Origin of the sequence: Glycocaulis sp. (assembly GCF_052168375.1) — a bacterium.
GTDB lineage: Bacteria > Pseudomonadota > Alphaproteobacteria > Caulobacterales > Maricaulaceae > Glycocaulis.
This window is the reverse complement of the sequence record NZ_JBQLZR010000281.1, coordinates 14,442-27,181: the sequence shown is the minus strand read 5'-3', so window position 1 is coordinate 27,181 and position 12,740 is coordinate 14,442. Positions and strand designations below refer to the sequence as shown.

Sequence of the window (12,740 nt, the reverse complement as noted above, 5' to 3'; positions counted from 1 at the left end):
CCTGCGCTTCACCAGCCTCAACAGCCTGTTGCAGCAACGCTCGCGCCGCAGGCAGGTCGCCTGCGCGGTCGGCCAGCAAAGCCCGATCGTAGAAGGTGGACATCCCGCTCACCCTGATTTCAGCCCCGGATCACAATAGCGTGATCGCCTCGCTTGGCCAGTACACGATTGGGGTTACTGCACAAGGCGTTGACGCCTTGACCGCCATTCGTTAGGTAGACCGTCCCGCTCGCAAAGGGCGGTTCCGGGTGCCAGTTTTTTTTCTGAAGAACGGCGCCCCTCTGACGCGGGGTGGAGCAGCCCGGTAGCTCGTCAGGCTCATAACCTGAAGGTCGCAGGTTCAAATCCTGCCCCCGCACCCACTGTTATCTGACTGCCCTCAGATAACGACAACAAAGCGGCGAGGTCCCCCTCCACCAGGAGGTCGGCCTCGCCGCTTTTTTCGTTTCTGGACACGGTGATACAGCTGATCAGCTGGCGGACGGCGCTGATGGCGTGGGCGAGCTGGGCGGCGGGCAGCCCGGCGCCGGCCGGGTCGCTGGCAAGGCTGGTTTCGAGCTCTGTGATGATCCGGGCAAAGGCGCCCGCCGCATGCGGGTGCAGGGTGGTGACGGCCGACAGCGCGTCGAGATTGGCCAGCTCCGCCTCGAGCGCGATTCGTTCGGCTTCCATGTCTTTCAGCGGTGCCAGCATGCTGCTCGGCCCGGACCCGTCCATATACGCCTCCAGCAGGCGGGCCTCGCGCCGCTTGAGCTGGGCGATGCGGGTCTCGACGCGGCTGCGGTCTGCATGGCTCTCGGCGGCCAGGCGGGCGCGTTCCTCGCGATAGGTATCCACTGCCAGCCGGATCGCCTCCGGGCTGAGAAGGCGGTGTTTCAGGGCCGCGAGCACACGCGCCTCGATTCCATCGGCGCGCACCGTGCCGATGCCGCTGCACTGGCCGGTCTCCTTGTGCGTGGCGCAGCCATAGCGCTGCGGCGCGCCGCCGGCGATGACAAGATTGCCACCGCACGATCCGCAGCGCAGCATGCCCGAGAGCGGGCGCTTCGGCCGGCGTGCCTTTTCCGGGCGCGTGCCAGCACTGGCAGTGCGCCGGGCGTCCACCCGGGCCGCGAGACCGGCGTCCAGAATGGCGAGGTCGGGAGCAGGCTGCGAGATCCACGCGTCCGGCGGATTGGCCACCATGCGGGCCTTGCCGGTTTCAGGATCCTTCACCTTGCGATTGCGGTTCCAGATGCGCGTGCCGCGATAGAGCGGGTTCCACAGGATCCCGTTGCCACGCTGCGGCTGGCCGAAAATCGTCGTGTTGCGCCACGGTGTGCCGCGCGGGGCAGGTACGCCTTCCGCATTCAGGGCCACCGCGATCGCGCGCGGCGAGAGGCCGCTTGAATAGTCGTGGCAGATCCGGCGCACGATCGCGGCTTCGTCTTCGCGTATCCGGAGCGTGCCCGGCGTGGCGGGGGCGGGCGCCAGTTCGTAGCCATAGGGCGGTGGCCCGGCATGACGGCCGTCTGCGACCACGCCTTCCAGCCCGCGCCGCGTCTTGTCGGCGAGGTCTTTGAGATACATCGCGCCGATAATTCCGCGCAGACCGACCTGCATCAGCCCGGCCGGATCATCGCCGATCTCGCCCTCGCTGACCGTGATGAGCCGCACGCCGCGCGTGCGCAGGCGCCGCCAGATCAGGGCAAGATCGGCCTGGTCCCGGCTGAGCCGGTCGAGCGATTCCACGATGACGGCAGACACGCGCCCGCCTGCCACGGCGTCCAGAAGGGCCGTCAGGCCCGTGCGGCCCGCCATGGAGGCCCCGGAAAGGGCGGCGTCCGAATACGTCACACATGGCCCGAGGGAGAGGCTGGAGGCAAGACGCTCGGCCCGGCGCACCTGATCCTCGATCGAGGATTCGGTCTGCCTGTCGGTCGAATAGCGCGCATAGATCGCTGTGGTCACCTGTCCTGCCCCGCTTGCCGCCCCGTAGCCAGAGCATGGTCACGCTGCGCCATGCCCCTTGCCAGCGCCACAATGAGATCGCGCTCGGCAGGAAGCAAGCCGGTGCCGTCCGGTGATCCGGGCCGGGTTCCGTCCGGCGCTGCCGGCGGCGGGCTGGCAGGTGAAGCTGGAATCAGAACAGCTCCAGACTGGAAGCGCCGCGGGGCGCGTCGAAGGGACAATCGCGCCTGGCCTCGAACGTGGCCTGCCGTTCGCTCATGCCGCCTGCCATGAGCTGGGCCTTGCGTTCGCGATAGCGGGCAAAGGCGGCGCCGGGCTGGACGGCCGGGCCGGGATTGCCCAGCTCGATCAGGCCCAGCTTGTAAGCCTTGGCGCGCAGGGTTTCGGCTGTCCGGCCCAGCTGGCGCGCGAGTTCGGGGAAGGGGACGGGGGGTTCTGCCGTACGGCCCGCGCGCAGGGCTTCGATCTCACGCTCGGTGAACGGGCCTTTCACAGTGTCACGTTTCACGGTTTCACTCCCCCCTCTGGATTGCGGCGCTCAAATCGCGGCCATGGACCAGGTGCATGCGTAGGCCGATCTGATCCGGGCCGGGCACGCGCGCGGCTCGAAGGACAGATTGCGGGTAATGCCGCATGACGTATTCGGTCATGGGCCGGTCGATCAGGCCGGTTTCCGCGTTGCGCGCGGCGTGTATGCCGAACGTGGCGCGCGGGCTGATCACGATTTGCCCCGACCGGATCGCCTCGCGATGCTCCAGGATCATCGCGCAGGCGGACATGCACCGGTCGCGTATCTCGATGCGGTGGCCAGCCTCGAGCGCCCACATGATTTCCACCCGGTGCATGATGACGTTTCCGCCGTTATGGCTGTCGATCACGATGAGACCGTCGCGCGCGTTGGACGGATGGAAGGGCGTAGCCCCCTGGCCTGCCGCGGTCATCGCCGTCAGCAGGGCGGCAATGCGCATCAGGTATCCGACGGCGATGCCTGCCAGCACGAACGCCACAAGCCAGAAGACGGCGCCGCGTATCTCGCGGCGTGCAGCCTCACCAATCGAGCGCCACCAGCGTGCGATGCGCCCCATCATGCCGCGCCGCCTTCGGCCAGCTGGCTCTCGCAGCTGATCCAGCCTGCATCGTTGCGGCAGCCCTCAACGCCTTGCCCGCGCAAGTCCGTTATGGCGGCGATGAGCAGGAGAAAGACGATTGTCGCGGCAAGGGCGCCGGTCAGCCAACGGCGAACGCCGTTCGCCGGTTCGCCCTGCCAGTCACGCTGGCGCAGGCGGCGGGTGCGGGGAAAGCCGGGCCGGGTCATTGTGCTTGCTCCTCAGCGCTATCCAGCGGTTCCCCGCCTGCGCGGGGACAGGCGGTTCCGCCCACGAGGGCAGACGGCGTGCCTTTGCCCGGACGCGGCCCAGCCGGATCGCCCGCCAGCATGGCGCTGACCCGCGCATCGAGATCGGCGGCGGCGTCAAAGTGCATTTCAGGCGGCAGCCATGTCAGATCCCGCCAGACATGGTTCAGGATCCATTTGACCGCGTCGGCCTTCTTCGCCGGCATGTCCGCCGAGGGCCGGTCGCCGCTGTCCGGGTCTGAGGGCTTGATGCAGGCATCGGCGATACGGGCGAGCTGGGGCAGGGAAAAGCGCTCGAGATAGGTGGCGTCCATTTTCCATGGCGGGAGGAGGTCCTCCAGCTGACCGGCCAGCACCCGCACGAACAGGCTGTCGCCCATGGGCGCGTTGCCATAGCCGGGCCAGCTGCCGCACTGTGCAGCGATCAGCGCGGCAAAGAGCGCGGGCAGTTCGGGTGCTTCGACCAGAGTGGCCAGCGCCTCGGTCTGGTCATCGATTACTGCGCCAAGCGTGGCGTGGGCCTTGAAGCCCGACCGCCCCGCCAGATCCTCGCCTGAGTTCCGCCAGGCCAGCATGCCAGCGTTCAGAACCTTGCTGTCCTCGCCATCGGCGCGGTGGCCGTGGAGCCAGTTCTGTGGCTCCTGCACGCCGCTGTAGCGGAAGTCGGCTTGCGGCCCGAGCGCCAGCACGGCAAGCGCCATCGCATAGCGAGGCGGCGCGGCGGCGATCGCGGTCTGCAGACGCGTCGTCTTTTCACTCGCGGCCGCAATCCAGTGACGTTTCGAGAAAGGCGGGGTGGTGGGGTGTTCAGGCTGGGCTTCGACGGTCGCGGACGTGGTGCCGGCTTCGCGGGCAGGGGCCGGTTCGCCCTCGTCCTCCGCCTCGTGGACCAGATACACCGCCTGCGCTTCCAGCGAGCGGTCATCCAGCCGGATATGCAGCTCGGCCTCGTCCTTCGGGGCGTCCTTGCCGAGCGGGTGTTGCTCGTAAGCCCGGGCATTGAAATACTCGTCTCCCGGCCAAACCTCGACCTCGGCCCAGCCTGCCTTGCGTTCCTCCTCCACGACCGCTTCAAACGCGGCGCGCTGCAGGCGCTCGGCCTGCGCCCGGTCGGTCAGGATGATGTCGCCTGCATCGTCTTCCAGCGTCTCGCCGGTATAGGCCTCGAGCGGGAAAAGGGCGTGCTTTGCCAGAAGATGGCCGGAGCGCATCTGGCGGTTGATCTCGTCGGCGGTCTGCCAGCCATGGCGGCGGTTCACGATCAGGTCCAGCGCCGCGTCCTGCCGCTCTTGCGGCCAAGGGCTAAGCGCTTGGGCCTGCGCAAGGCTGATATCGCCCATCGCGAAAGCCTGCTTCACCGCGCCCGACAGGCGCGTGGCCAGTGCGATGCGTTTCTGGATGTGGCGGCGGCTGCGACCGGCGCGCGTGGCGAGCTCAGCGCTGACTTCGCCCGGATCGCCGCCTTCTTCCTCGCGCAGGCGCTGCAAGGTCAGATAGGCCTCTGCCTCCTCGAGCGGATGGACGTCCTCGCGGTCGCGGTTCTCGACGATCGCCAGCTCGACCAGTTCGATATCGCTCATCTCGCGGACGATGACCGGCACCGGGGCGTCGGCCTCGGCCAACCCGTCCTCGATCAGCTTGCGCACGGCGCGCCAGCGCCGCTCGCCTGCGGCAATCTCGAACCGCCCGCCGTCGATCGGACGGACCAGAACCGGCTGCAGCATGCCTTGCGCGCCAATGGAGGCAGCCAGCTCGGCAATGCCCTCCTCGCGGAAAGCCTTGCGCGGGTTCAGGGGCGAAGGCTGGATCGATCCGTGGGGGAGGAAAGTGGGATTATTATTCTGGTGCTCCGGGCTATCCAGCCCGTCGCCTCCTCGCTCACGCTGCGGGCGCGCGGTCGCGCTTGCAGCCGCCTGCGGCGGCTGGGAGTCCGCGTCATCCGGCGAACGGCGTTCGCCGAACTGGCGCTCCATGGCGTCAGCCAGATCGGTCGACAGGCTGACCGGATCCAGCGTGACAAGGCCGAGCTTCTCCAGCCGCAAGACGCTCTTGCGGACATTGGACGCGTCGCGGTCCAGCTGGGCGGCAAGGTCCTTGTAGGATGGTTTGCCGCCGGTCACGCCCGCCAGTCGCAGGGCGAGGGTCAGATCGGCAAGGGTCAGGGTTTCGAGGGCCGGGTTCATGCGTCACCGCCTTGCGGGAAGACCGTGATCAGGCCCTTGCGCGGATGACAGATCCGCGTGCCGCGGTCCGGTCCTTCGGTGAGCTGGATGAAGTAGCAGCGGTCCTCTTCGCGGGGGCCGTAGCTCAGCCAGCTCGTGATGACGCCGACGGCGAGGTTGAGTTTTTCCCGGCCCGCGCCCGCATCGTTTCGGCCAGACGTCTTTCCGGCCTGCTGCGGGGAGGGCAGCCGCATCCGGTTCTGCTCGCCCGAGGGCCATTGAAACAGGACCTTCTCACCGATCTCGAGGCGGCGGGGTTCGGGGGCTGGGCGCTGGCGGCGCGCCGCGATGCGCAAGGCAAGCGCGGCTTCAAGCAGCCGGTCGGCCAGGCGCACAGGTGCGCCGGTGGTGGTTGATGGCCGCGCAGGGCGGAAAGGCAGGATGGTGGCAGACATGGTCGGTCTCCTGATTAGGTGACCGGAACCGTAACGACGAAAAATCGTCGCCGTCAACAAGAAAAACGAAAAATCGTTGTTAGAGGGTGGCCCCGCAGTGGTTAGTGTTGACTGAAACGGAGTTTGGAGTCGGTGATGCGTGTCGCGTTAGGTATTTTTCTGAGCATAACGTTTGCGCCGGTGGCAATGGCGCAAGCTTGGCAGGTATCGGAAGTCGTCGATCCTATGTCCGACCGTATCGTTTTAAGCGCTTCGGTAAGTGCAGCTGAGACGATTCAAGCTCGAAACGGCACGCCTGTCCGGCCTCGTTTGCTCATGGTTTGCCAAGGCTCGATTGCATCTGTGGGCATCGACGCGATTGAGGACATTCCAGATCTTTCTGTCTGGGTGGAAACTCGAGCTGATGACGCTCCCTTCAGTGCAAGATCAATGGAGCGTTCGGCTGGGTTTTCGGTCATTTCAACAAGTCGCCCACGGCAGGTCGAAGCGCTGCTAAGGCAAATTGGTGGTGCTGACATTCTGCGTGTGCGCTACAGCGGTGAGTATTTCGGTTCTCGAACCGTGACCTTCGATGCTCGAGGCGGTCGAGTGGCTGTTGATCGGATCCGTCAGCTATGCCCTAACAGGCGCTAGCGGCCGTCTGCCCAGGGCGGGACCAGTGCCACGATCGGCATGGCGCGCCGGATCTCGACATCGTCCATCGGTTCGCGCCCATCCCATGAGTGCAGGGAGAAGCGGCCTGGCTGGAAGCCGCGCCGCACCGTCTTGAAGACAAGGTCCCCGGTTTTCAGCTCGACCACGCAGGGCCGGTTGAGGATGGCGTCGAGATCGACGTGGCCGCGCTCCTCGTAATAGACCAGCCAGCCATCCTGTGCCGGCGGCATGGAAAAGCCGCGTATCTCCATCGCGGCCAGCTTCATGCCGGGCGCGGCACCTGTCGGATAGGCGACATCGTAAAAACCCTGGCCTTGGGCCAGACCCTCGAAGGGCGTGATTCCGCCGCCCGCTCCCAGATAGCCCTTCACCCAGACCCGGTTCTGGCCCTGACTGGAATAGTCTTCGCCGTACAGCGCATCGACGGACAGTCCGAGTGCGCGGGCGATCTTCATTTCGTTGCGCGAGTTGAGTGTGTCAGCCTTCCCGCTGAAATAGGAACGCAGCGTCGTTGCGGGGACGCCGGAAGCGCGTGCGATATCAGCGGCCCTCGGAAGGCCCATCCGCTCCATCGTGCGGCGGAACGCCGCCCGTCGTTGATCTGCCCATTCACTCATACGCAGAGGCATACCGCAGATAGGCCGCGACTGCCCCGTGGACCTTTCCACGAAACCGGCTTGACAGAACGACGAAAAATCGTTGTTACTTTGCGCCATGAGCATCGAAGCAACCATTGCGGGCCTTGTTGCCAAGGCAAAAAACGTTCCGACCAAGGTGCTGGCCCAGAGATCGGGGCTGCCGCCGACGACGATCCGCATGATGCTGCAGGATGGATGGTCCTCCCGGTCGGTCGAGAATCTCATCGCCGTTGAAAAGGCGCTGACCGAAATCGAGGCGGAGGTCCGGCCATGACGCCCGCCTATCGTATCCGCGTCTCACGGCTGCGCATCCTCATGGTCCCGCAAGGCGCAGGCCAGCACCCAGCCGCGCCGGGCATCGAAGGGCGCGCCGATGAGGCGGGCGCCCGTGCGCGCGGCGCCGCGCAGGCGGCGAAGCCGTGTGATGGGGTGTCGGGGTATGGATTTCAGGCCGCGAGAGCGGCCTGCAAGGGCGACTGCCCGCCGGCGCCCATGCGCCGCACCGACGGGGCGGACGCCCCGGAGGATGAGAAAGCTTTCCATGACGGAGACGCTACACCGGCGAACGGCGTTCGCCGATTGGAAAGCGACAGCCCGGTCCAACCGCCCATGCTGCGGATGCGGATCGCCGATGACGCGGCAGGCCGTGCGCGGCGGGCGAAGGCTGGCGACCGCTGGCGGTTTCGCCCGGCTGTCATCCAGCTGGCAGACGGGACGCCCGAGCCTGCCGCGTATCTGGACTGGGAGGGGTGTGAACCATGACCTCCCACGCCCGTCCGCCCGAACGCCGTTTAAGGTCCGATGCCGATTATCGCGCCCTGAAGAAAGCCACTGCCAGCCTGATGCGGGACAATGGCTCGGCGGAAAGCTTCGCGCGGCAAACCCGCGGATGCGGGCAGACCCTGCTCAATTACGCCAGCCACGCCCACGCCGCCTTCATGCCCGCAGACGTCATCGCTGATGCCGAACTGGACGCCGAGCGGCCCTGGGTCACCGAAGCTCTGGCCCGGCTGGCGGGCTATATGCTCGTGCCACGCCCCGAGACGGTCGGTGCAACGGGCGCGGACTATGCCGCCCTGAAAGAGACCGGCGAAGCCATCACGGCGATCGCGGAAGCGCTGAGCAAGGGCGGGCGAATCGACCGCACGGAGGCTGTCGGCGTGGTGCGCGAAGTGCGCGAGGCCATCGCTTCGTTGCTGGCTCTCGAGACGGCAATCGCGGCGCGGTATCCGGAGCTCGGGGACGGTCTGCAGATTCCGTCTTCACGTTCCGCCAGCCATCCGGCGGGCGATGTTCCGCCCATGGGGGCGGACGGGCAGTCGCCCTTGCAGCCCTCGACAGGGCTGGGAGGCGAACATGGCGAGTGATCTCTTCTCCTTGCAGGCCATGGCGGCACCGTCCAAGCGCGCTGCCCGCCAGAAGCCCGCAAAGACCGAACTCCACCAGCCGCTCTACGTGGTCACGGCCTTCGAACTGCTGAAGGCGCTGCAGTCCGACGATGAAGGTCATGGCCTGCTGGCGCGCCGCCATGCGGAGCGAACGCTCGCGGGCGTCGATGATGTCCAGGGCTGTCCCGATCCGGACCTGTTCCGAGCGATGCGCCAGCTGGGCCTGCAATGGTCAGAGCGCCACGACTTCGCGGCCCGCAAGCGCTTCGCCGGGGCCGTGACGATCCTTGCCCGTGAAGTGATGAGCGCTGGCCGCAAGCCCGGACAGGACGCCTTGCCCGGCATATTGAGAGGGATCCCTGCCCATGACCGCTGATTACCTGATCGGGGAGGTTGGCAGGGCCGACACCCTTAACCGCCGTGACCGGGCACAGGCCATCAAGGACGCGATCGGCATTGATGATGTGGCCGAGGCGCTCGGCTCCCGCCTCCAGCCGCACGCCGAAGGCTGGCTGGCCGATTGCCCGGATTGCAAGGGCGAGGTGACCGCCAAGATCAGCGCCCACGGCGAGCATTTCCATTGCACGGCCTGCCGCGGGGCAGGCGATGTGATCGGCTATGTCCGCGCCGCGCGCGGGACGGGCTTCGGCGAAGCCTGCCGCTGGCTGGAAGGCCGGATCGAAGGCAAGGCGGGGGCCTGCGACAAGACCGGGGAGCTGTTCGGATGAGCGAGCACGAACCCAATCCCAAGCCGTCATTTCGTATCGCGTGGAATGACGAGCGGGAAGCCATCGCCAAGCAGATGTGGTCGGACGGCCATACCGCCGGATATATCGCGCAGTACCTGCGCGGCGTCACCCGCAATGCCGTGACGGCGAAGCTGGACCGGATGGGCCTGATCGGTGCCGGGCGAAAACTGCCGAGCGTGCCGCCCCGCAAATCCATAGCCGCGAGTGAAGCCCGAGACCCGTCAGGACAGGTCAAGGGCCGTCCTCGCAAAGCCCAGCCCTTCCGGGTGATGGATGCGCGACCGCCCGCCAGACCTGTCCGCGCGATAGAGCTGCCAGCGGAGCCGCGCGCTTGCGCTCCCTACAGGCTGGAAGACCGGCCCAAGGGCGGGTGCAGCTATCCGGTCAACGACCCGCCGCGCGGCGGCGTGCATCTGTTCTGCGGGACAAGCGTGAAGCCGGGCAGTGTCTACTGCGCTGATCACCACGCCCTCTGCCGCGTGCCCGCGCCGAAGCGAGGTGAGGCAAGATGAGCGCGCTTCACCCCATCGCTAAAGCGCGAGAGGCGCTTTGCGGCATTGCCTATGGCCTTGATCCTGAGTGCGAGGATTATCCGCTCGTCTGGACGCGCAACGGCGTCATTGATGCAGGCGCCTTGCGCAGGCCCGCTGCCTTTCGGGCGCGCATGCTGCTGGGCGATATCGCCGAGCAGCGGCGCGTTACCGTCAACGAGATCTGCGGGCGGTTGAAGCCTGCCCGTCTGGTTCGGGTTCGCAAGGAGTGCGCCTACCGGCTGCGCATCGAGCTCGGCCTGTCATGGCCGCGCATCGGCCAGTGGCTCGGCGGACGCGATCACAGCTCTGCGCTCTATCTCGCTGCCTGCTGGCAGGCAATGCACCCGCACCTGCCAAAGGTGAGCGGATACAATCTGACGGGCAAGCTGGACGCGGCGCGGATGCGCCATGCGCGGGCGGCCAGGAGGGTGGCATGACCTCGCCGCTTTCCGCGCTGATCGCCAAGGGTCTGACGCCACTGGAAACCTATGCCTGGGAGGCGACGGAGCGCGCTTTTCCGGGGTTTGCAAAGCTGGTCTTCCGGCTGGAGACGGGCGTCTACGTGCTCGGCTCGCCGGGCGGTGTGTTCTGGCTTGCCGCGCTGACCAGCGACCGCGCCTTGCAAGGTTATGGCGATGCAGGCGGGCAGGGTTATGTCTTCGCGCCGACCGCCGGGCCGTTCGATGACCGGCAGATGATGAGCCAGACCGGCCTGATGGGCTGGGACGCGCTGCGCCGGGATCTGCTGATGAACGGGGCGAGGGCGGCGTGATGTCCAACTCCTTCGCAGACTGGGCACCGCCCGCCGATATCGGTGCGGTGATTGCGCCCTACACCCTTACCCGCAACACGCTGGGCGAGACGATGCTGCAGGCGATCAACGCCGCCGTTCTCGACCAGGACGTGGCCCTGATCCGGCGCGGCATCGACCCCTATGGCCTCGTCAAATTCGTCGGTGAAGCGCAGCGCCAGCCTTTGAAGACGCCCGATGGACGGGCGGTTCTGGACGCTGACGGGAACCCGGTCATGGACCTGACCGGCGTCTACGAGGCCGCTGTCCGCCGCTGGAATGGCGAGGACGCGCACCGCGCGTGGGTGGAAGAGCTGAAACGGAGGGCGGTGTGAGTAATAAAGCCACCGGCCATGTATGGGCGTCGGGTCTCTTTGAAGGCGCAGGGCTGCTCGTTGCTCTCAAGCTGGCAGATCACGCCGACGATGACGGGTGGTGCTGGCCAGCCATGTCTACGCTGGCGAAGATGACGGGCCTCGCGCCGCGGTCTGTCAGGCGCATTCTTCGTCAGATGGAGAAGGCGGAGCTTCTGACCGTCGATGTGCGCCGTGGCCGCGGGCGGGTGAACCGCTACCAGATGCAGTTGGCCGGGTTCGAGGCTGCCGAAAAGGCATGGAAAGCGATGGAGTGCCGGACCCGCTTCGCCACCACGAAGGCGATGCGCGAGAGCGTCCTGCTGCAATCTGTAAAAGAGGACATCAGGTCCGCTTTTCTGAACGCCGTAAAAGCGGACTCTGGCGGCACAAAAGCGGACATTGACGACCGTAAAAGCGGACACGGGAGTCCGATAGAACCTTCAATAGAACCTCCAAGAGAAAATGCGCGGGCGCGCGAGGCGTCAAAGCCCGCCTCCGGTCCCGGCCTTGAGGGGGCCGGACCGGGCGGGCCGTCCCTCTCCGCGCAGGCCATGGCGGGCTTGCCTGCCGCGCCTGACCGGGCAGATCCGCCTCCGCCTGAACTCGACGCGGCCCGTTTCCGGACCTTCATCCGCGAACGTGTGGGGCCGGACATGGCCCGTGCGCGCTTCAACCTGCTTCGGATCGAGGACGGGCGGCTTATCGCTCCCAACGAGTTTGTGGCGGCGGATCTGTGGCGGGATTTCAGGGGCGTGCTGACCGAGGCCGGGGTCCGGTCGATCCGAAGCGAAAGCAACCAGAAGGACGTGCATCCATGAGCGCTCGTGGCAAAAGGGCAGGCACCGAGGCTGAGGCAGCGGTGCGCGATGCCAAACGCGCAAGGCAGCGGGCACGCGTTCAGGCCATCAAGGCGAGCCATGGAGTGACGCCTGACGTGAAGGCCAAGCCCTCAGAGGCGGAGCGATCAGCGCGGCGCAAGGCCGAACAGGACGCGAGCCTGCAACGGATCACCCAAGCCAAATGCATGAAGGCGGGCCGCGCCGCGATCGATCCTGCCCAGGCATCGGACGCGTCGGCCCGCAAGGCTCGCGACGAGGCGCTGCGGGCGGTCCGCAAGGCGCTGGCCCGGCGTGTCGATACGGCCGACATGGACCCGTTCACGGCGATGGCGCGCGGGCTGGTCTCTGACGGCAAGCACCTGCGGGCGCTGGCGCCTACGCGGCAGCTGGGCCAGATGGCCACGCCCTCGCGCAACCGGCCTGCGCTCTTCAGCCGGGGTCAGCTGGCCGCGCTCTACCACTATCACGATCGCTGGCAGGCGGCGCAGGTGGGCCTCGGGGCTGTCGACCCGCAACGCATCCGGGTCGATGGGGGAGGGGGCGGTGATGCCACCCACCGGCACGTCCACGCCATCGAGGCGCTGCGCGAGTATCGCCGCCTGAAGGCCGGGCTGGGGAGCGAGGCGCAGGCGCTCATCCTCGAGCATGTGCTGATGAATGACAGGCCGCTGCCGGAGTTCTGCATCGGGGCTATCTATCCGATAAAACAGGAGAAGTATGCTGGCGGCGCCCGCATCGCCCTGCTGATTGAGGCCGCTGACAGCCTCCGCCGTCAACTTGGCTACTGAAAGCGACTTGACGGCAAAGGTCCTTTGGATGTATCTGTTTTGTCCATGGGGCGAATGTGCGCCCGACAGAAGCCCGGCCGGAAA

20 protein-coding genes and 1 tRNA gene are annotated in these 12,740 nt (G+C 66.8%); 13 read left to right on the top strand and 8 right to left on the bottom strand.

The genetic code is table 11. The features are described from left to right. Nucleotides 1–285 precede the first annotated feature (285 nt). Nucleotides 286–362, top strand: a tRNA-Met gene (locus ACTS2Z_RS11510). On the opposite strand, the gene ACTS2Z_RS11505 is transcribed toward ACTS2Z_RS11510, so the two are convergent. The 6 genes from ACTS2Z_RS11505 to ACTS2Z_RS11480 all read right to left on the bottom strand — a co-directional run bounded on the left by ACTS2Z_RS11505 (nucleotide 319) and on the right by ACTS2Z_RS11480 (nucleotide 5,921). Then, nucleotides 319–1,950, bottom strand: coding sequence for a recombinase family protein (locus tag ACTS2Z_RS11505; RefSeq protein ID WP_442573351.1), 1,632 nt, complete (start codon nucleotides 1,948–1,950; stop codon nucleotides 319–321). The two genes, ACTS2Z_RS11510 and ACTS2Z_RS11505, sit on opposite strands and share 44 nt — an antisense overlap. Before the next feature lie 172 nt (nucleotides 1,951–2,122). Further along, on the bottom strand, nucleotides 2,123–2,458 hold the full coding sequence (locus ACTS2Z_RS11500) for a hypothetical protein (protein WP_442573350.1): 336 nt from the start codon (nucleotides 2,456–2,458) through the stop codon (nucleotides 2,123–2,125). 4 nt (nucleotides 2,459–2,462) lie between these two features. Next, entirely contained in the window at nucleotides 2,463–3,038 is a 576-nt protein-coding gene (locus ACTS2Z_RS11495) for a hypothetical protein (protein ID WP_442573349.1), read from the bottom strand. Further along, nucleotides 3,035–3,265 carry a hypothetical protein gene (locus tag ACTS2Z_RS11490; protein ID WP_442573348.1) on the bottom strand — a complete coding sequence of 77 codons (231 nt, stop codon included), beginning with the start codon at nucleotides 3,263–3,265 and terminating at the stop codon, nucleotides 3,035–3,037. The genes ACTS2Z_RS11495 and ACTS2Z_RS11490 overlap by 4 nt, the downstream gene beginning before the upstream one ends. After that, nucleotides 3,262–5,487: a ParB/RepB/Spo0J family partition protein gene (locus tag ACTS2Z_RS11485; RefSeq protein ID WP_442573347.1), complete on the bottom strand. Its 2,226-nt coding sequence runs from the start codon at nucleotides 5,485–5,487 to the stop codon at nucleotides 3,262–3,264. Before ACTS2Z_RS11485 ends, ACTS2Z_RS11490 begins: the two co-directional genes overlap by 4 nt. Then, on the bottom strand, nucleotides 5,484–5,921 hold the full coding sequence (locus ACTS2Z_RS11480) for a hypothetical protein (protein ID WP_442573346.1): 438 nt from the start codon (nucleotides 5,919–5,921) through the stop codon (nucleotides 5,484–5,486). The genes ACTS2Z_RS11485 and ACTS2Z_RS11480 overlap by 4 nt, the downstream gene beginning before the upstream one ends. A 135-nt stretch (nucleotides 5,922–6,056) precedes the next feature. Here ACTS2Z_RS11480 and ACTS2Z_RS11475 point away from each other — a divergent pair, with 135 nt between their 5' ends. Continuing rightward, on the top strand, nucleotides 6,057–6,554 hold the full coding sequence (locus ACTS2Z_RS11475) for a hypothetical protein (protein ID WP_442573345.1): 498 nt from the start codon (nucleotides 6,057–6,059) through the stop codon (nucleotides 6,552–6,554). Here ACTS2Z_RS11475 and ACTS2Z_RS11470 read toward each other — a convergent pair. Both ACTS2Z_RS11470 and ACTS2Z_RS11465 read right to left on the bottom strand, forming a co-directional pair. Then, on the bottom strand, nucleotides 6,551–7,138 hold the full coding sequence (locus ACTS2Z_RS11470) for a hypothetical protein (RefSeq protein WP_442573344.1): 588 nt from the start codon (nucleotides 7,136–7,138) through the stop codon (nucleotides 6,551–6,553). The two genes, ACTS2Z_RS11475 and ACTS2Z_RS11470, sit on opposite strands and share 4 nt — an antisense overlap. A 50-nt stretch (nucleotides 7,139–7,188) precedes the next feature. After that, nucleotides 7,189–7,305: a hypothetical protein gene (locus ACTS2Z_RS11465; protein WP_442573343.1), complete on the bottom strand. Its 117-nt coding sequence runs from the start codon at nucleotides 7,303–7,305 to the stop codon at nucleotides 7,189–7,191. On the opposite strand from ACTS2Z_RS11465, the gene ACTS2Z_RS11460 reads away from it, so the two are divergent. Genes ACTS2Z_RS11460 through ACTS2Z_RS11410 form a run of 11 tightly spaced genes read left to right on the top strand, consistent with a single transcriptional unit; the run spans nucleotide 7,290 to nucleotide 12,656 of the window. Next, a complete protein-coding gene (locus ACTS2Z_RS11460; RefSeq protein ID WP_442573342.1) occupies nucleotides 7,290–7,487 on the top strand; it encodes a hypothetical protein in 198 nt (65 codons plus the stop codon). The genes ACTS2Z_RS11465 and ACTS2Z_RS11460 overlap by 16 nt on opposite strands. Then, a complete protein-coding gene (locus ACTS2Z_RS11455; protein ID WP_442573341.1) occupies nucleotides 7,484–7,975 on the top strand; it encodes a hypothetical protein in 492 nt (163 codons plus the stop codon). The genes ACTS2Z_RS11460 and ACTS2Z_RS11455 overlap by 4 nt, the downstream gene beginning before the upstream one ends. After that, the gene (locus ACTS2Z_RS11450) at nucleotides 7,972–8,580 is read left to right on the top strand and encodes a phage regulatory CII family protein (protein ID WP_442573340.1); all 609 of its coding nucleotides are present in this window, start codon (nucleotides 7,972–7,974) and stop codon (nucleotides 8,578–8,580) included. Before ACTS2Z_RS11455 ends, ACTS2Z_RS11450 begins: the two co-directional genes overlap by 4 nt. Continuing rightward, the gene (locus ACTS2Z_RS11445; protein ID WP_442573339.1) at nucleotides 8,570–8,977 is read left to right on the top strand and encodes a hypothetical protein; all 408 of its coding nucleotides are present in this window, start codon (nucleotides 8,570–8,572) and stop codon (nucleotides 8,975–8,977) included. The genes ACTS2Z_RS11450 and ACTS2Z_RS11445 overlap by 11 nt, the downstream gene beginning before the upstream one ends. Continuing rightward, nucleotides 8,967–9,329: a CHC2 zinc finger domain-containing protein gene (locus ACTS2Z_RS11440; RefSeq protein ID WP_442573338.1), complete on the top strand. Its 363-nt coding sequence runs from the start codon at nucleotides 8,967–8,969 to the stop codon at nucleotides 9,327–9,329. The genes ACTS2Z_RS11445 and ACTS2Z_RS11440 overlap by 11 nt, the downstream gene beginning before the upstream one ends. Continuing rightward, entirely contained in the window at nucleotides 9,326–9,862 is a 537-nt protein-coding gene (locus ACTS2Z_RS11435) for a GcrA family cell cycle regulator (RefSeq protein ID WP_442573337.1), read from the top strand. The genes ACTS2Z_RS11440 and ACTS2Z_RS11435 overlap by 4 nt, the downstream gene beginning before the upstream one ends. Beyond that, nucleotides 9,859–10,320, top strand: coding sequence for a helix-turn-helix domain-containing protein (locus ACTS2Z_RS11430; RefSeq protein ID WP_442573336.1), 462 nt, complete (start codon nucleotides 9,859–9,861; stop codon nucleotides 10,318–10,320). The genes ACTS2Z_RS11435 and ACTS2Z_RS11430 overlap by 4 nt, the downstream gene beginning before the upstream one ends. After that, nucleotides 10,317–10,655, top strand: a complete 339-nt coding sequence (locus ACTS2Z_RS11425) for a hypothetical protein (protein ID WP_442573335.1) — start codon at nucleotides 10,317–10,319, stop codon at nucleotides 10,653–10,655. The genes ACTS2Z_RS11430 and ACTS2Z_RS11425 overlap by 4 nt, the downstream gene beginning before the upstream one ends. Further along, a complete protein-coding gene (locus ACTS2Z_RS11420; protein ID WP_442573334.1) occupies nucleotides 10,655–11,008 on the top strand; it encodes a hypothetical protein in 354 nt (117 codons plus the stop codon). The genes ACTS2Z_RS11425 and ACTS2Z_RS11420 overlap by 1 nt, the downstream gene beginning before the upstream one ends. Continuing rightward, nucleotides 11,005–11,847, top strand: a complete 843-nt coding sequence (locus tag ACTS2Z_RS11415) for a helix-turn-helix domain-containing protein (RefSeq protein ID WP_442573333.1) — start codon at nucleotides 11,005–11,007, stop codon at nucleotides 11,845–11,847. Before ACTS2Z_RS11420 ends, ACTS2Z_RS11415 begins: the two co-directional genes overlap by 4 nt. Beyond that, entirely contained in the window at nucleotides 11,844–12,656 is an 813-nt protein-coding gene (locus ACTS2Z_RS11410; RefSeq protein ID WP_442573332.1) for a hypothetical protein, read from the top strand. Before ACTS2Z_RS11415 ends, ACTS2Z_RS11410 begins: the two co-directional genes overlap by 4 nt. Nucleotides 12,657–12,740 lie beyond the last annotated feature (84 nt).